18 protein-coding genes and 1 pseudogene are annotated in these 15,267 nt (G+C 69.9%); 8 read left to right on the top strand and 11 right to left on the bottom strand.

Annotated elements, in window-relative coordinates:
- Nucleotides 1–770: 770 nt before the first annotated feature.
- On the bottom strand, nt 771–1,781 hold the full coding sequence (locus tag ACQPXG_RS45600; protein ID WP_433465376.1) for a hypothetical protein: 1,011 nt from the start codon (nt 1,779–1,781) through the stop codon (nt 771–773).
- A 589-nt stretch (nt 1,782–2,370) separates the two neighbouring features.
- On the opposite strand from ACQPXG_RS45600, the gene ACQPXG_RS45605 reads away from it, so the two are divergent.
- A complete protein-coding gene (locus ACQPXG_RS45605) occupies nt 2,371–2,493 on the top strand; it encodes a hypothetical protein (RefSeq protein ID WP_433465377.1) in 123 nt (40 codons plus the stop codon).
- Between the two features lie 94 nt (nt 2,494–2,587).
- On the opposite strand, the gene ACQPXG_RS45610 is transcribed toward ACQPXG_RS45605, so the two are convergent.
- The gene (locus tag ACQPXG_RS45610) at nt 2,588–2,839 is read right to left on the bottom strand and encodes an Lrp/AsnC ligand binding domain-containing protein (RefSeq protein ID WP_433465378.1); all 252 of its coding nucleotides are present in this window, start codon (nt 2,837–2,839) and stop codon (nt 2,588–2,590) included.
- 569 nt (nt 2,840–3,408) lie between these two features.
- On the opposite strand from ACQPXG_RS45610, the gene ACQPXG_RS45615 reads away from it, so the two are divergent.
- Nucleotides 3,409–3,834 (top strand): hypothetical protein, encoded by a 426-nt coding sequence (locus ACQPXG_RS45615; RefSeq protein ID WP_433465379.1) that lies wholly within the window; start codon nt 3,409–3,411, stop codon nt 3,832–3,834.
- A gap of 86 nt (nt 3,835–3,920) precedes the next feature.
- Here the strand turns inward: ACQPXG_RS45615 and ACQPXG_RS45620 are convergent, their stop codons facing one another.
- The gene (locus ACQPXG_RS45620) at nt 3,921–4,373 is read right to left on the bottom strand and encodes an Lrp/AsnC family transcriptional regulator (protein WP_433465380.1); all 453 of its coding nucleotides are present in this window, start codon (nt 4,371–4,373) and stop codon (nt 3,921–3,923) included.
- 76 nt (nt 4,374–4,449) lie between these two features.
- Here ACQPXG_RS45620 and ACQPXG_RS45625 point away from each other — a divergent pair, with 76 nt between their 5' ends.
- The 3 genes from ACQPXG_RS45625 (at nt 4,450) to ACQPXG_RS45635 (ending at nt 6,226) form a co-directional block, all read left to right on the top strand.
- A complete protein-coding gene (locus tag ACQPXG_RS45625; protein WP_433465381.1) occupies nt 4,450–5,382 on the top strand; it encodes an SMP-30/gluconolactonase/LRE family protein in 933 nt (310 codons plus the stop codon).
- Nucleotides 5,379–5,768 carry a hypothetical protein gene (locus tag ACQPXG_RS45630; protein WP_433465382.1) on the top strand — a complete coding sequence of 130 codons (390 nt, stop codon included), beginning with the start codon at nt 5,379–5,381 and terminating at the stop codon, nt 5,766–5,768. The genes ACQPXG_RS45625 and ACQPXG_RS45630 overlap by 4 nt, the downstream gene beginning before the upstream one ends.
- Nucleotides 5,769–5,917: 149 nt before the next feature.
- Complete coding sequence (locus ACQPXG_RS45635) at nt 5,918–6,226, top strand: type II toxin-antitoxin system VapB family antitoxin (RefSeq protein ID WP_433465383.1); 309 nt, start codon at nt 5,918–5,920, stop codon at nt 6,224–6,226.
- Here ACQPXG_RS45635 and ACQPXG_RS45640 read toward each other — a convergent pair whose 3' ends face one another.
- From ACQPXG_RS45640 to upp, 7 genes and pseudogenes are all read right to left on the bottom strand, one after another.
- Nucleotides 6,227–7,480 carry a CynX/NimT family MFS transporter gene (locus tag ACQPXG_RS45640; protein WP_433465384.1) on the bottom strand — a complete coding sequence of 418 codons (1,254 nt, stop codon included), beginning with the start codon at nt 7,478–7,480 and terminating at the stop codon, nt 6,227–6,229.
- Between the two features lie 93 nt (nt 7,481–7,573).
- Nucleotides 7,574–8,299, bottom strand: coding sequence for a FadR/GntR family transcriptional regulator (locus ACQPXG_RS45645; RefSeq protein ID WP_433465385.1), 726 nt, complete (start codon nt 8,297–8,299; stop codon nt 7,574–7,576).
- Nucleotides 8,300–8,428: 129 nt separating this feature from the next.
- Nucleotides 8,429–9,874 (bottom strand): helix-turn-helix domain-containing protein, encoded by a 1,446-nt coding sequence (locus ACQPXG_RS45650; RefSeq protein WP_433465386.1) that lies wholly within the window; start codon nt 9,872–9,874, stop codon nt 8,429–8,431.
- A 411-nt stretch (nt 9,875–10,285) separates the two neighbouring features.
- Nucleotides 10,286–10,795: pseudogene (locus ACQPXG_RS45655) on the bottom strand (PH domain-containing protein); the annotation flags it as partial.
- A gap of 7 nt (nt 10,796–10,802) precedes the next feature.
- Nucleotides 10,803–10,961, bottom strand: coding sequence for a hypothetical protein (locus ACQPXG_RS45660; protein ID WP_433465387.1), 159 nt, complete (start codon nt 10,959–10,961; stop codon nt 10,803–10,805).
- A 147-nt stretch (nt 10,962–11,108) separates the two neighbouring features.
- Nucleotides 11,109–11,345 (bottom strand): hypothetical protein, encoded by a 237-nt coding sequence (locus ACQPXG_RS45665; protein WP_433465388.1) that lies wholly within the window; start codon nt 11,343–11,345, stop codon nt 11,109–11,111.
- Nucleotides 11,346–11,542: 197 nt separating this feature from the next.
- Nucleotides 11,543–12,181, bottom strand: coding sequence for a uracil phosphoribosyltransferase (gene upp / locus ACQPXG_RS45670; RefSeq protein WP_433465389.1), 639 nt, complete (start codon nt 12,179–12,181; stop codon nt 11,543–11,545).
- A gap of 77 nt (nt 12,182–12,258) precedes the next feature.
- Between upp and ACQPXG_RS45675 the strand changes: the two genes are divergently transcribed.
- Together ACQPXG_RS45675 and ACQPXG_RS45680 are read left to right on the top strand one after the other, a co-directional pair.
- The gene (locus ACQPXG_RS45675; RefSeq protein ID WP_433465390.1) at nt 12,259–12,615 is read left to right on the top strand and encodes a hypothetical protein; all 357 of its coding nucleotides are present in this window, start codon (nt 12,259–12,261) and stop codon (nt 12,613–12,615) included.
- 155 nt (nt 12,616–12,770) lie between these two features.
- Nucleotides 12,771–13,256 (top strand): tRNA adenosine deaminase-associated protein, encoded by a 486-nt coding sequence (locus ACQPXG_RS45680; protein WP_433465391.1) that lies wholly within the window; start codon nt 12,771–12,773, stop codon nt 13,254–13,256.
- A 21-nt stretch (nt 13,257–13,277) separates the two neighbouring features.
- Here ACQPXG_RS45680 and ACQPXG_RS45685 read toward each other — a convergent pair whose 3' ends face one another.
- Nucleotides 13,278–14,603, bottom strand: a complete 1,326-nt coding sequence (locus ACQPXG_RS45685) for an alkaline phosphatase family protein (RefSeq protein ID WP_433465392.1) — start codon at nt 14,601–14,603, stop codon at nt 13,278–13,280.
- A 186-nt stretch (nt 14,604–14,789) separates the two neighbouring features.
- Here ACQPXG_RS45685 and ACQPXG_RS45690 point away from each other — a divergent pair, with 186 nt between their 5' ends.
- The gene (locus tag ACQPXG_RS45690; protein ID WP_433465393.1) at nt 14,790–15,227 is read left to right on the top strand and encodes a hypothetical protein; all 438 of its coding nucleotides are present in this window, start codon (nt 14,790–14,792) and stop codon (nt 15,225–15,227) included.
- Nucleotides 15,228–15,267: the final 40 nt, after the last annotated feature.

A 15,267-nucleotide genomic window follows, 5' to 3' on the forward strand; every position in this document is an offset into this window, starting at 1 on the left:
CGGGCAGGTCAGGGGAGTCCGGCGGGGGACTGCAAATCCGTTGGCTTAGCTCATCCTGGCTGGGAGCGGGCGTCGATCAGTCTCACTTCTAGTCTCAGTTAGTCGCCGTCCGGGGTTCGTTCAGGCCCGTTCATGGCCGTCTGGCCACGGATGGCGGTTGGTTCCGCACGGGGCTGACTACGGCTTGAGCGAGTGCGGAGTACTCCGCCGATCATGGGCGTACAGAGATCCGCAGACTTGGAAGGGTTGCGTGCAAGCGCTCGCGAGTTCGAATCTCGCATCCTCCGCCAGCCTCACCAGGCACAACACGTCGAGGGCGGCACCCACGGGTGCCGCCCTTTTCAGTACTTCTAGTCGCAGTCGACTCTCTCTGGTCCCTGCTGAGGCATTCCACTCGGCAGCCCAGCAGTAGAGCGGCCCCTGAACAACCAGGGCTCTTCACGGGCCCGAGTCTCTCAGACCCCGGTTTCACCTGCGGGACACACCCGGCGAGCAAGTGACCGTAACCTGGCCATAGAACTGTTATCACGCTGATTTGCGCGTATGCCAGCGCGCAAGCATCACTGAGCTTGCGCTTTGTCCGGCCAGCCCGGCACTGGCTGTGGCCGGAGCGAACCAGCGTGACGAAAAGCCCAGGCCAGCATCCGCGCAGCAACCGAACTGGGCCAACGGCGATAGCGGGCCGCCCGGAGGTGCGGGTCATCGCCGTCCGGCGTTCGGATGCGGCTGGTGCGAGTGGTCGGCACCTGCGCGCATCCTGTCAGGAGCTCCTAACCCTCTTCGTCGGCTTGTCCGGCTTCGGCGGTCACCTCCGCGCGGGCTTCGCGGAGCTCGTCCAGCGCGATTTCGGCTTCGATGCCGAAGTAGTGGCGGCAGGTCCAGGCTTCCAGTGGGAGACCGCCCAGCGATCGTTGCCGCCATCGGTAGGCGCGCCGTCCTCCGGGGGTGAGCATCAGTTCGGCGTCTCTGCGGTAGTTCTCGAAGTCAGAGAGGTCCGGATGGGTGGCGTGGTCGCACACCGGAGTCTCCTCGCAACGTCGCGCGGCGGCTTCGTGGGCGGCGATGATCTCGTCCAGGACCTCGACGGAGTCGACCCGTTCGGAGACGGCGTACCAGAGCAGCGCGCAGTTGGTGACCACCAGGCCCGGCAGCTCGGGCGTGTCCCGGCGCGCGGCCTCCAGCAGGTCGCGGGCCTCGCCGACGAGGGTCTCGTACGGGTCACCGTAGGGGTGGTCATAGATCACGTCGGAGAGGTACTCCAGGCCCCGCCCGACACTCGCGGGGGCCTGAACAGGGACGTCGTCGACTGTGCCGGGGGACACCGCCTCGGCCGCCGCCCGCGCGAACCCGGCGACATTGCGCGGGCAATTCCACCGGCCGGGATCGTCCAGGGGCGGTCCGGCGTCCACTGCCCGCAGGGCCATCTCCTCCGGCCGGAACTTCCAGGTGAGATCTTCGGCGTCGAAATCCGTCAGATACGGGTGGTCGGCGTGGTTGCAGGGCGCGCCGTCCAGTCGCTCTGCCGCCGCGGTCAGGGCAGCCACGACGGGTGCCGCATCGGGCAGAGCCCTTCCCTCTAGACAGGCCGACAGTGTGAGGACGCCCAGCGCCCACGCCAGGGTGTGCGGGCCCTCCGGGGTGGCACCCAGGTGGGCGGCCGCTCCCTGCATGAGGTCCGTATACCGCCGCGAGTTGACGCCTGAGGTCTTGGCCCAGTCGGTGGCGAGGGCGCGCCAGGCGTCGGGTGAATCCGGAACGGCCGACGGATCGATATCGGTCATACCGGTTCTGACGAAAAGATGATCACACCGGTTCCGGCCCCGGACTTCCACCGCTACGGCGAGCCGCAAGCTTGGAGTCCGGGGACGTGGTCAGTGGCGGCGTCCGCGAACAGAACCGGATCGCTCGCCCCGCGGCTCGCCGCAGGCCGTCCGGCGGTCGTCGGGCAGATCCAGCGGCCGGACGTCGTGACCAGTGAGAACCGGCCGCTCCGTAGTCTCAGTTCTGGCAAGCGCGTTGCTTGCAAGCGCTCGCGAGTTCGAATCGTGCATCCTCCGCCAAGCCCGACCAGGCAGAACAGGCAGCAGGCGGCGCCACCTGGTGGAGTCGCTTCGGGCGGCCGAAGGGATGCTGGTCCGAATGGCGTCGGGCGCCACGCCGAGTCCCAGAGCCCCGGGTTGAGGGAGGCTCGGGCCGCAGGCACCGATCTTCTCAAACGCGCTGGATCGAACCAGAACAAACGCGTTCGGCTCGCGCTTGACACTCCCTGGCACCCACGGACCGTCTTTATTGCGGTTATACAAACAGGTTCGGACGGCGCAACACGCGACAACTTGCTGCGCAGTCCTAAATTATGGAGGTGTTCCTAGAATGAGGAATCTCTTTTTACGAAACAACCCCGAGGGCGACGAGGCGTCCGAGGAGGAGCTGAGGGAAGCGCTGGATCTCGGAGGGTTCGACCCCGACAAGGTCCTGGGTAAAAACGACAAGTGAGGTGATACCTCGAGCTGATCGAGGTGTTGCCCCGCAACAGTCCACGGCTCCCTGACGGGAGCCGTTCTTAATTCGGCGGTTGATCACCTTCAACTCATTCCCACTGCCCTAAGCGGGTGACATGGGCCCACGGGCAACGGCCTGTCGCGTGCCAGGCGGCCGCTGTCATTTGACCCATGGGCGACACCGGTCGTTCGAAGAACGTCTCCAGGACGACCGTGGCACGCGTTCCGCTCACGCCCTGGATGTCGTACAACCGCCGCAGGACGTCCTGCAGCCGCGTGGTCGTCGACGTGCGGACCTTGACGAGCACGGACGCGCTGCCCGCGACGACGCGGGCCTGCACGTCCGGGTGGCGGAATCGAGATCGCCACCTGCGCCCCCCGCGCTCCAACTCCGCTTGCTCGGCCGCAATCATCGACTTTCAGTCGCGTCGTCCTCACCAGCGCGACTCGCCAGAAAGTGCAACAATCCTGCTTGGGCGTCTTTCGCTCGTTTCTTGATGCTTGACTAAGAAAACAAGAATCAATCAGGTCACATCTCTTGCCGAATGGTTGCGGTCGTCTGGACGCAACCACTGAAAGGACCCAACCCTCCTGCTAACGCAGGTGGGTTGGTTATTCAGAAGTGCTTGCAACTGGGGCTAGTTCTCCCAGTGTTCAGCGTGAAGATTGGCGTCTTCGTGATCGTCCCCGACCGCCACCCGGTTCTGGATGATCTGATCGCGCACCTGGTTTTCGGGCGACACACCCTACGCGGCACCGCCGCCACGCTCCCCTCGCCCGGCAAGGGACGAGGTGCTTCTCGTCGTCCGCGCGATGCGCCGGCTTCATTGCGGTCGTGCCGTGGGTCCGCATGGTCTTCTCCGAACCCGTTCACGAGGAACGGGGGTCAAAACCAGATCGGAGGAGATCCGTGGAATCTTCCACCAATCGCGTGGCCATCGCGGCCATCGGCGGAGGCGGCTTGCTCGGCGGCCTCGCCTTCGCCGTCACGGCTGCCCTCGGGCACGAAGCCGTGCCGGAGACCGGTGAGTTCGCGAACCGCGTCGCACAGACCGGCTGCTACGCCGCTCTGTTGGCCGTCCTCGGCACCTGGATGGGTGAATGGCACCTGTCCAAGGGGCACAGCCTGCGCTACGTCGTCATCCTGGACACTGCCATCTTCCTGATCATCGCCGGCGCCGGGCTGTACGGCGGAGATCTCGCCACCGGCATGGCTCAGGCAACCGGCTGCTGCTGTGGCTCGGTCGTCGTTTTCCTCGCCGGGCGGCGTGACAAGCGCGCCGCCGGTTCGGACAACGGCACCGACGGTTCCGAGAAGGCCCTCGGCGACGGCTAGTCGCTGACGCCTAGGGCGAACGTGCGGTGGGGGTCCGGTTCCGGGCCCCCACCGTCATGTGTGGCGGCTGGTCACTTCGCGGGCCGTCATTGGCCCATGGGCGATACCGGGCGTTCGAAGAAGGTCTCTAGGACGACTGTGGCGCGGGTTCCGCTCACGCCCTGGATGTCGTACAGCCGCCGCAGGACGTCCTGCAGCCGCGTGGTCGTCGACGTGCGGACCTTGACGAGTACGGACGCGCTGCCCGCGACGACGTGGGCCTCCTGGACCTCCGGGATGGCGGCGAAGTCGGCCGCACGTTCCCCCATCCAGGTCGACGCGTCGATCATGATGAAGGCCAGGACCCCCTGCCCCAGCGCCGCCGGCTCGACGTCAACGCTCGTCCGCCGGATGACGCCGCGTTCGCGCAGCTTCCGGACCCGTTCGTGGACGGCCCCGGCCGACAGGCCGACGGCGGTCCCCAGCGCCGCGTAGGACCGGGTGGCGTCCTGCTGGAGCAGTTCCAGCAGGCGGCGATCGATGTCGTCCACGTTCTTCACCAGGAGACTGTATCGCGTACGGTCGTCGACGAGCTATGTTGAACCTTGTTCAGCAGGAGCCATCCATGGGGGAACAATGCCCAAGGAAGCAGCATATGGGATATACGAGGTCCTGGACGAGCGCTTCCGCACCGGACGATGCTGCCACGGCGACCAGCGCCTCGAACGCCTCCACGAGGACGCCCGCTGGGCCGAGGGCCCGCTCTACCTCCCCGCCTGGCGGCAGCTCATCTGGAGCGACATCCCCAATGACCGCATGCTGCGCTGGGACGAGGTGACCGGCGCCGTCTCGCTCTTCCGCGCCCCGGCCGGCCACAGCAACGGCAACACCCTCGACGGGCAGGGCCGGCTGGTCACCTGCGAGCAGGGGAACCGGCGGGTGACCAGGACCGAGCCGGACGGGAGCATCACCGTCATCGCCGACCGCCACGAGGGCAGGCGCTTCAACAGCCCCAACGACGCGGTCGTGCGTTCCGACGGATCGATCTGGTTCTCCGACCCCGACTTCGGCATCACCAGCGACTACGAGGGCCACCGCACCGATAGCGAGATCGGCGCCTGCAACGTCTACCGGGCCGATCCGGTGACCGGGGCGGTCCGCCTCGTCGCGGACGGCTTCGCCGGCCCGAACGGCCTCGTCTTCTCCCTGGACGAACGCCGCCTCTACGTCTCCGACACCCGTGCCGGCCACATCCGGGTCTTCGACGTCCGGGACGACGGCACGCTCTCGGACGGCGAGGTCTTCGCCGAGGCCCGGGACGGGGCCCGCTTCGACAACATCCGTTTCGACGACGGCGGCCGGCTCTGGGCGGCGGCCCTGGAGGACGGCGTGCACTGCTACGACCCTGACGCCACCCTCATCGGCCGTATCCGCGTCCCCGAGCCGGTCTCCAACATCACCTTCGGCGGCCCCAAGAACAACCGCATGTTCATCACCGCGACGACCACCCTGTACTCGGCGATGATGTCGGTGACCGGTGTCCCCAGGGTGCGGCAGAGGAGAGCATGAGCGTCGACCACGAACTCGTCCAGGCGGCCGCCCGTGTCGCGGCCGAACACAGCCGCGGCGACGAGCACACGGTGGCCGCCGCCGCTCGCGCCCGGGACGGCCGGGTCCTCACCGCGATGAACGTCTACCACTTCACCGGAGGACCCTGCGCGGAACTGGCCGTCATCGGGACCGCGGCCGCCATGGGCGCCCACCACCTGGACACGATCGTCGCGGTGGGCTCGGGCGACCGTGGTGTGATGCCGCCTTGTGGACGCTGCCGCCAGGTCCTCTTCGACTATTTCCCGTCCATCGGCGTCATCATCGGCACGGACGACGCACTCCGGACCGTCCCGATCGCCGACCTGCTTCCCGGCGCGTACACCTGGTCCGATCACCGGTCGTGACGCGACCGGAATCCCGTCGACGGACGGCCGGTACTTAGTCACGCACCTGTTGACCTGCGCCGTAACTGTTTTACCGGTTCGGGAAAGTCGAGTGACGCATGTTGTTGCGTTGCCTTCTCCGGGTAGTGCCGACGCCGTAGACTCGAAGGGTGATCTTCAAGGCGGTAGGTGAAGGAAGGCCCTATCCGGAGCACGGCCTCTCGTCCCGGGACTGGGCCAAGATCCCGCCCCGCCAGGTCCGCCTCGACCAGCTCGTCAGCACCAAGCGGGAGATGGACCTGCAGTCCCTGCTCTCAAAGGACTCCACGTTCTACGGCGATCTGTTCCCCCATGTGGTCCAGTGGCAGGGCGAGCTCTATCTGGAGGACGGCCTGCACCGGGCGCTCCGGGCGGCGCTGCACCAGCGGCTCGTTCTGCACGCGCGCGTCCTCGACCTGGACGCCGTCGACCTGACCTGATCAGCGGGCGCGGGCGGAGACCGGGGCGGTGAGCGCCTTCGCCTCGACGAGCGGCGGCTGCGGGCGGGACGGCCGGACGAACCCGGGGCGCGCCGCCAGCAGCCCGAACAGCGCCTCCGGCACGACCAGGGCCAGCAGCAGGACGATGGGAACGTTCCAGCCGCCGGTGGCGCCGTGCAGGACGCCGACCGCGAACGGACCGGCCGCGGCGAGGAGATAGCCGCCCGTCTGCGCCATGCCGGACAGGCTCGCCGCCACGGACGGGCTGGGGGACCGCAGGCTGAGGAGGGTGTAGGCCAGCGGGAACGCGCTTCCCGTGCCGGTCCCGAGGACGAGGACCCAGGTCCAGCCGGCGGACGGCGCGAGCAGCAGCCCGGTGAGGCCGACGACCATGGTGGCCACGACCGCGACGACGAGGGGACGCTGGTCGCGGATGCGGGCGGCGAACACCGGGACGAGGAAGCCCAGCGGAATCCCGACGATCATCATGGTGGAGACCATCATCCCGGCCGCCGCGGGCGGGTACCCGGCGTCCTGCATGATCTCCGGCAGCCACGACATGAGGACGTAGAACATCAGCGACGCCAGCCCCATGAAGGCGGCGACGAACCAGGCGGTCGGGGAGCGCAGCAGGGAGCCCTCGGCACGCGGGGCCGAGACGGGGGCGGTCGGGGCCCGGCGGCCGCGAAGCGCGAGCGGACCCCACACGAGCACGGCGACCAACGAGGGGACGGCCCAGACCGCGAGGGCGAGCCGCCAGTCGCCGGCCTCGGACAGCGGCACCGCGAGCCCGGCGGCGACCGCGCCGCTGGCCGCCATCAGCATCATCGCGAGCCCGGTGAGCGAGCCCACGCGGGACGGGAACGCGCGCTTGATGACCGCCGGCATGAGCACGTTGCCCATCGCGATCCCCGCACCGGCCAGGACCGTTCCAACGAACAGCGAGACGGGCGACTGCACCACCCGCAGGACGATCCCAAGCGTGATCATCACCAGCGAACCGGCGATGGCGACCTCGGCGCCGAACCGCCGCGCGGCCACCGGCGCGACGGCCGCGAACAGCCCGAGGCACAGCACCGGGAGCGTGGTGAGGACGCCGACCTCGGCGCCGGACAGCCCGAACGCGTCCCGCAGGTCGCCGAGCACCGGGGAGATCCCGGTGATCGCGGCGCGCAGGTTGATCGTCAGCAGCACCAGGCCGACGAGCGACCACACCGCCGCGCCACGGGAAACGGGAGTCTGAGAGCTGTTCATGTCACCTTCGTGTCGGTCCGTAGAGCGCCGGCCGCCTGGTGGCGTGCGTCGCCATGGCGTCAAGCGCTGGTTCAGTTGTCGGTTCGGGGCGCGTCAGGCGTCCGCGCCGGGCTCCGCCGGGCCCTCGGACGCCCGGCCCGCTTCCGGGGCGGGGAGGGTCGAGGCGAGGATCTGGTCAAGGCAGGCGTGGGTGGCCCGGGTCGCGGCCTCGGCGTCGCTCGCCTCGATGGCGGCGGCGATGGGGCCGTGCGGCACGTCGACGTGTTCGAGGAGGGAGCCGGCGGCGCCGATGCTGGCCCGCAGCGCGGCACTGAAGTCGTGGTACAGGTCCGTCAGGACGCGGTTGTGCGTGGCCTCGACGACGGCGGTGTGGAATTCGAGGTCCGCTTCGACGAACGTGGCGTGCTCGCCTGCCGCCCATGCCGCGTCCCTGCGCGCGAGGGCGACCGCGATGGCGGCCATGTCGGCGTCCGTCCGGCGGGTGGCGGCGAGCCGGGCCGCCTCCACCTCCAGCCCGCGCCGGACCTCCAGGATCTCGACGAGTTCCGCCGTCTCCAGCCGCCGCCGGACGGCCCCGGACAATTCGCTCGTCGCGCGCACGTACGTCCCGTCGCCCTGCCGGCTTTCGAGCAGCCCGGCGTGGGTCAGCGCGCGCACGGCCTCCCGGACGGTGTTGCGCCCGACCCCGAGGGTCTCCGACAGCACCGGCTCCGGCGGGATCTTGCCGCCCACCGGCCAGCCGCCGCCGGCGATCTCGTCCCGGAGCTGGTCGATCACCTGGTCGACCAGCGAGGACCGGCGCGCCGTCCGCAGAGTCACGTTGAACCTCCAGTCAACCAGTCATCCCATGTTTCGATGATAGGACACCCGAGGTGCCGACTTTATTCCGGGGGCCCGGGAGCATGCGGGGGACGACCGAACGCCCTCGGTTACATCGCCAAGGCGGATCTACACGTGGGCTCTGGCGTCCGTGGGTGAGGGGGACGCGGAGAGCCCGGCGGCTTCGAGTGCCTGACGGTAGGCGGCGGCGGCGTTCTCCGGGGCATGGACGAGTTCGTAGAGCTCGCCGAGTTCCCTGTACAGGTGGGCCGCCGGGCGGCCCTTGGGCAGTGTCGCCAGTTGCTCGGAAGCCGCCCCGAGGACGAGCTGGGCGGCGGCGCGGTCGCCCTGGGCGACGCGTGCACGAGCCAGGACGAGACGGGCCAAGACGGACTTCTGGGTGCGCACGGCGAGGTCGCTTCCAGGCAGCGTGGCCACGGAGCGACTGCTCGTTGGGGCCGCCAGCGCCATACCCGTGTTGAGGAACTGTTCGAGCGTCGCGATCGCGCTGTCCAGTTCGCCTATCAGCACGAGCGCGCGCGCCCTGGCGATGGTGCTCTCGGTGGCCTCGGCACCCTCAAGGTCCGTCGTCCCCTGGAGAAGGTCGAGCGCCTCCTGCGCCGCCTCACGCGAGCCCTCTGCGCGCGGACGTTCGAACCCGAACTCACCGGACGGCGCGACATCGGGCACCGGGGCGTCCGAGAAGGGCCTGACGCCCCTGAGCAGAGCCTTGGCGCCGGCAAGGGCGAGGCGCGCATGAGCCTGGGTCGGAGACGTGTCGGAGCGCGCGGCCAGTGCCTGGTCGGCGAGGTACAGCGAGTCGCCGACGGTCCCCTCCTCCAGCGCGCGCATGCTGGCCCGCTGGTAGTGGACGCTCACCGGCTCGGGATCGGCCGCCCTCTCCGGGCGGAGGAGGCGCCGTCCGAGTTCGTGCGCGCGGACCGGATCGGAGCGGTCGACGTAGGCGAGCAGCAGGATCCGCCCGGCCTCGGTGTACTCGTGGCCGGCGCTGAGGCCGAGCTTGTCCAGCCGTTCGAGCGCGCGCTCCCCCAGCGCGACGGCCTGCCCCAGGTCGCCGACGGCGTGGTAGCACCGGGCCAGCGCGATCACCGGGGGCAGCCAGCTCGCCCGGCCCGGGTCGCGTTCGGCCTGCTCGCGCAGCTCCTCGAACAGCGCGATCGCGCGATCGGTGCGGCCCAGCTCCTCCAGGGCGCGGGCGCGGCCCCAGCGGGCGCGGGCCGTCAGGTCGGGGTCGTCGCTGCGGGCGATCACCTCGTCGAACCCGGACTCGGCCGTGGCCGGGTCGCCGCGCAGCAGCGCGAGGTGCGCGTGCCGTTCCCGCACTTCGAGGTGGGCGCGCTGCTCCGGCTCGACGCCCTCGGCGAGGTACTCCGGGGTGCAGCCGAGGCGCTCGGCCAGCATGCGCAGGACGGTCGGCGTCGGAGTGCGCTTACCCGACTCGATCAGAGAGATGTAGCTGTCGGAGAGGTCGTGACCGGCGAGCTGTGCCTGCGACAAGCGTCTGGTCAGCCGCAGGTTGCGGACACGTTCGCCGACGTTGCCTGGACCCGGCATGTGGACTCACTTAGCGGAAGTAAACAGGCGGCTGGGGTGCCGACATGATTGCATATCGCGGGTTATCGCACATCGAGAGTAATGAAGCAGCGGAAGAAGTGACCGGCCGGGGGGCTCGGGCCGACACCCGCGCGCACGCTGCGAGGACACCGAGGTGCGCCGGTTCGCGTCAGTGGATCGCCCGGCGATCGCGAGGACTGCCACCCCGCCGACGGTATCCGACCTTCCAGGCAACCTTCCGGCAGCCGCCGATATTGACCAGCCCGCCGCGTTTTCCGGCCACCGCGGGCGGTTCTACGCGTCGGCGTCCGAGTTGTCGTCGGGCAGCGGGGCGGTCGGAGCGTCCTCCGCCTCGCGGGGCCGGCGCGGGGGCGGAGGCGGCGGGAGCGTCTTCTCCTCCGGTGCCGGGTTCTTGTTCGGGAAGATCATTTCGCAGACTTCGAGGTAGAGCTGCTCGGGGTAGGGCAGGAAGTCCACGTTGGTGAGGGCCTGGTCCTGGCCGGCGGACTCCAGGATGAACTCGCCGTAGCCGAGCATGCGGCCCGCGATCGTCCGCTTGAAGCTCATGTCGGTGACCTTGGCCAGCGGCATCATCGCGACCTTGCGGGTGATCAGGCCGGTGGTCAGCAGCATCCGCTGGTTGGTGATGACGAAGTAGTCGACGGACCATTCCGCGACGCGCCAGACGAACCACGCGAGCAGGATCAGCCAGCCCCACCAGATCCAGCTGATGACGGTGCCCGCGTCGCTGGCGACCGTGTTGGTCAGCACACCCGCGATGATCAGACCGCCGAGCAGCAGCCCGACCGGGACCATCAGCACGGCCGGGTGCCGCCGTACCGTGATCACCTGGTTCTCGTGGGGGAGCAGGTACTTGTTGACCGATGCCGGCGCGGAGTCGCCGGGGGTGACTAGCCTCATGCCGGCCTCAGGCGAGCGCGTTGACGAAGGTGGCCAGGGAATCGGCGGCGGACGCGATGCCGCTGGCCGCGCTCTCCACCGACTGGGCCGCGCCGTCCGGCTGGTTGATGACGTAGAACGCCACGAAGGCCGCAGCGGCCCACGCGATGTACTTCTTGGCGGGCACGGCTGCCTCCCGGAGCGTTGAGCCACGGACCCCGGTTCAGTTTCGCACAGCCGCCACGACCGGCAAAGCAAGCCCTGCAGCGCGCGCGAGTCACACGTTCGCCGGGCCCATGGCCCGCTTCGACGTCGCCCCGGCGCGTCCGCCGGCCTATGGCGCGTTGTCGAGGGACGAGCGGCGCGCCTTGCGGCGCTTCTCGGCCGCGACGGTCGCCAGCACCTCCAGGTGCCGGCGGGCGATCCGCTCGACGAGGTCGGGCGGTGCGTCCCCCGTGACCTCCTCCGCCCCGTACCGTGCGGCCGCGACGCACCGGTTCACCGTGTCGGCGCCGTGCACTCCGTCGAACTCCTCGGCGAGCCGCTCCCCGATCGCGGCGTAGCGCGACATGTCGCCATCCCCTTGGTGAGCCATCACGTGTCCTCGAGCTCGCTCGCACCGCCCGGTCCGTAACGGTCCCCTGTGCCGAGGCGGCGGAGGGGAACGCGCAGTGGCGTTCCGTAGGGGGTTGGTACCCCACCCCGTCCCGAACGAACATCGCAGGTCACGTCGCGTTTAGAAGCGCGGCGCGGCCCCGTGGGACGGGATCAGACCACGCCGTAGAGCCGGTCCCCCGCGTCACCGAGGCCCGGCATGATGAAGCCCTGCTCGTTGAGGTGGGAGTCGATCGCCGCGGTCACCACCTTGATCGGCGCCGAGATGTCGGAGAACGCCTGCTCCAGATACTTCAGGCCCTCGGGGGCGGCGAGCAGGCAGATCGCCGTGACGTCGTCGGCGCCGCGGTCGAACAGCAGCCGGATCGCGGCGGCGAGCGTCCCGCCGGTGGCGAGCATCGGGTCCAGGACGTAGCACTGGCGGCCCGACAGGTCGTCCGGGAGCCGGGTCGCGTAGGTCTGGGCCTGCAGGGTGCCCTCGTCCCGGATCATGCCGAGGAACCCGACCTCGGCGGTGGGCAGCAGCCGCGTCATCCCGTCCAGCATGCCGAGGCCGGCGCGCAGGATCGGCACGACGAGCGGCTTCGGGCTCGCCAGCTGCACGCCCGTGGCGGGGACGAGCGGGGTCCGCACGGTGGCCTCCGCGACCCGGACGTCGCGGGTGGCCTCGTAGGCGAGCAGCGTGACCAGCTCGTCGGCCAGCCGGCGGAACGTGGGGGAGTCGGTCTGGACGTCCCGCAGCGTGGTGAGCTTGTGCGCGACGAGCGGATGATCGACGGCGAGGGTCTGCATGCGCTCACCGTAGCCCACCCGTCGGGGCCGCCCCCCGCGACTGGATAGGTCGCCGCTGAGCTGGGCAGTATGGCGGTATGAACAGCGAGAGCGATCAGCAGCCGAGTGGCCCGTCACGGGCCCGCGAGTCCGTGCCCGATCCGCCCGCGCCTGCTCGCGAATCCCCCGGCGTCACCGCTCCCGCCCCTGCTCCCGAGGCGGCGCCCCCGCCCGGCGACCCGGTGACCGAAGTCACAGGCGAGGAGACCCCGCAGCGCCCCGGCCCCCAGGGCGACATCTCCCCCGAGCAGGTGCGCGAGCATCTCCGCCGCCGGGCGATCTTCCTGCGCGAGCTGGCCGAGGCCCGTGAGCTGCGCCGCCGGGTGACCCCGCACCGGTCCCGGCGGGCGCGGATCCACGCGCAGCTGCGCCGCCGCACCTTCCGTCTGAATTGACGCGGATCGAGTAGGTTCATCCCGCTGGGCACCGAAATGCGGCGCTGACTCCCGGCCTCACATCGGGGTGCGGCGGCGAGTTTGGTGGTGGGGCGCGCGAGCACGCGCCGCATCTGCGACCATGCCCTGGCAGGAGACGCGCCGGTGGGGTGGAAATGACGGATGTGGACGCGACGGACTTCGCCGTCGTGGTGTACCGGGAAGACGAGGGCTGGGAGGCCGAGATCCTCCCGGTGGCGTTGACCGAGGACCTCGCGGGGCTGATCCACGCCCTGCGCCAGCAGCCGAGCCTCGGCGGCACGGTCGGGCTGGTCTCGGTCGGCGACGACTTCTTCGTGGCCATCCGCCTGCTAGGCGACGAGGTCATGGTGTTCCTGTCGGACGTCACGGCGTCGGTCGACTGGCCGCTCGCCGGCCAGGTCCTCGACTACCTGGACATCCCGATCCCGGAGGACGAGGAGCTGGACCAGGTCCTCCCGGTCGGCGACATGTCGATCTTCGCCGACCTCGGCCTGGACGAGATGGAGCTCGGCGCGATCTCCGGCGACCTGGAGCTCTACCCGGACGAGATGCTCCTCAGCATCGCCGGCCGCATCGGCTTCGCCCCCGCCTTCGAACGCGCCCTGGACGCCGTCCCCTAGTCCCAGGGGCCGGCCCTTCGGTCAGTGCGGCTGGGGAAAGCCGTTCTGCCGGGCGAACACATTGAGGCCGGCCCAGTCGTCGCCGGTGTGGCTGTGCGCAGGGTCGAGGCAACCGAGGCTGATCGGCCGCTTGGCGTCGTAGCGCGGAGCGCGCGGGTCGGGCGGGTCGGTGAAGTTCAGGACCTCGGCGATGTTGCGGGCCGCGGCGTCCCGCACGGTCAGCGGCTCCAGCCCCCAGCGCCACTCGATCGCCTTCAGGACGGACGTGTGGTCGTACACCTCGTGCGCGACGGCGCCGCGCCGCGCCCGCGGGGAGATCAGCAGGCAGGGGACGCGGAAGCCGCGCAGCCCGGTGCCGAGGTCGGGCCGCGGGTCCGGACCGGCCGGCGGCGGGACGTGGTCGAAGAACCCGCCCCACTCGTCGTAGTTGATCACGAACAGGGTGCGGGGCCAGTTGGGCGAGGTGACGACCGCCGTGTAGACCTCGTTGAGGAACGCCTGGCCGAAGCGGATGTCGGCGAGCGGATGCTCGTCCTCGGACATGCCGGGCAGGAAGATCTCGCCGAGGAAGGCGGGCTCGACGAAGCTGACCGCGGGCAGCCGGCCGTTCCGCGCGTCGCCGCGGAACTCCGCGATGTTCCTGCTGATGTCGAGGTTCCGGAGCCCCCAGAGTGCGGTGAACGGCACGTCGCTGAAGTAGTAGCGGCAGGAGACGCCCCTGGCCTTCAGCCGGTCCCAGATCGTGCTGATCTCGGAGATCGTCAGCGTGTTGGAGATCCGGTCGGTCTGCCCGGCGTGCTGGAAGATCCGGTTCGGGAAGGTGGACGACATGACGGCGGGGAAGTAGCGGTCGCAGACCGTCCAGTCGAGGGCGGCGTGGCCGTGGAACCCGAGGTCGGCGCCCTCGTAGTAGCCGATCGAGAACACGTCGTTGTCGCCGGCGCGCAGCCATCCGTCGCATGCGCCGTCGTTGTACTCGGTTCGTCCGCCCTGGTACGAGTGGTCGGGGTCGCTGAAGCCGCACCCCCACGGCACCTTCAAATGGTGGGTGTCGTGCTCGTTGCCGTCGGCGTCGGTGAAGGTGAGCCCGGCCTGGTGTCCGTCCGCTCCGGGCAGCCAGCCCATGTAGTGGTCGAACGACCGGTTCTCCATCATCACGACGACGATGTGGTCGATGCCGGAGTCGTCCGGATCGGGGAGTTCGGCGACGGGTGCGCGTTTCGTCGCGGCCAGTTGCGCCGCGTGGGCCTGGGTGGACGACCCCCCGGCCGCGCTCGTGGCGATGATCGCCGCGGCGCCCGCCGTCCCCGCCAGAAACCCGCGCCTGGTCAGTTCGTCCGCGCCCATGGCTCTCCTCCCGGCATGGCGGCCGCTGAGCAGTATGCGGACATTTGTGACACGTGGGAAGAATGATGACCGTCCGGCACCGGACAGGACATGAAGTTTATTCACAACCGGATCCGGGCAGCGGTGCCCGGATTCCGTGGGAAAGGGGGGTGTGAGCGGCGCAACCCGGTGGGTCACAATGAGCACGTGTCCTACTTCGCCGCCGTGTTCGCGCAGACCCCGCAGGGCTGGGTCGGGACCGAAGCCGTGCTCGCCGAGGCGGAACACGTCGACGACGTCGCCGACCTGATGCGGGAGGCCGCCGTCGAGTCCTACGGCGACCCGGTCGTGCTGCTGGTCGAGCAGGACGACGACTGGTTCGCCGTCGTCCGCCTTGACGGGCAGGACGAACCGCGCGCCTTCGTGTCCACCGTCCGCGAGGACGGCCTCGCCGCACTGTTCCAGCAGCTCGTCGGCGAGGTGCCCGACGGCGACTCCGGCGGCGACGCGACGCTCCTCGAAGACCTCGGGCTCGACGCCGAGCGCCTGAACGACCTCGGCGAACGCGCCCTCCCCGGCGACGCCCTCCTCACCGTCGCCGAACATGCCGGCTTCGGCGAAGAGTTCGACCGCCTCCGTGACTGACGCCGACCCCTCCGGACGGAGCGCGAAGGCGCAGCCCCCG

It is taken from the genome of Spirillospora sp. CA-128828, assembly GCF_050945415.1.
Taxonomy (GTDB): Bacteria; Actinomycetota; Actinomycetes; order Streptosporangiales; family Streptosporangiaceae; genus Spirillospora.

Excerpts from the sequence above, each read along its gene's own strand:
- ACQPXG_RS45600 (WP_433465376.1), bottom strand. The coding sequence starts at position 1,781 with ATGACCGATATCGATCCGTCGGCCGTTCCGGATTCACCCGACGCCTGG.
- ACQPXG_RS45605 (WP_433465377.1), top strand. The coding sequence starts at position 2,371 with ATGAGGAATCTCTTTTTACGAAACAACCCCGAGGGCGACGAGGCGTCC.
- ACQPXG_RS45625 (WP_433465381.1), top strand. The coding sequence starts at position 4,450 with ATGCCCAAGGAAGCAGCATATGGGATATACGAGGTCCTGGACGAGCGC.
- ACQPXG_RS45630 (WP_433465382.1), top strand. The coding sequence starts at position 5,379 with ATGAGCGTCGACCACGAACTCGTCCAGGCGGCCGCCCGTGTCGCGGCC.
- ACQPXG_RS45640 (WP_433465384.1), bottom strand. The coding sequence starts at position 7,480 with ATGAACAGCTCTCAGACTCCCGTTTCCCGTGGCGCGGCGGTGTGGTCG.
- ACQPXG_RS45650 (WP_433465386.1), bottom strand. The coding sequence starts at position 9,874 with ATGCCGGGTCCAGGCAACGTCGGCGAACGTGTCCGCAACCTGCGGCTG.
- ACQPXG_RS45665 (WP_433465388.1), bottom strand. The coding sequence starts at position 11,345 with ATGTCGCGCTACGCCGCGATCGGGGAGCGGCTCGCCGAGGAGTTCGAC.
- upp (WP_433465389.1), bottom strand. The coding sequence starts at position 12,181 with ATGCAGACCCTCGCCGTCGATCATCCGCTCGTCGCGCACAAGCTCACC.
- ACQPXG_RS45675 (WP_433465390.1), top strand. The coding sequence starts at position 12,259 with ATGAACAGCGAGAGCGATCAGCAGCCGAGTGGCCCGTCACGGGCCCGC.
- ACQPXG_RS45680 (WP_433465391.1), top strand. The coding sequence starts at position 12,771 with ATGACGGATGTGGACGCGACGGACTTCGCCGTCGTGGTGTACCGGGAA.
- ACQPXG_RS45685 (WP_433465392.1), bottom strand. The coding sequence starts at position 14,603 with ATGGGCGCGGACGAACTGACCAGGCGCGGGTTTCTGGCGGGGACGGCG.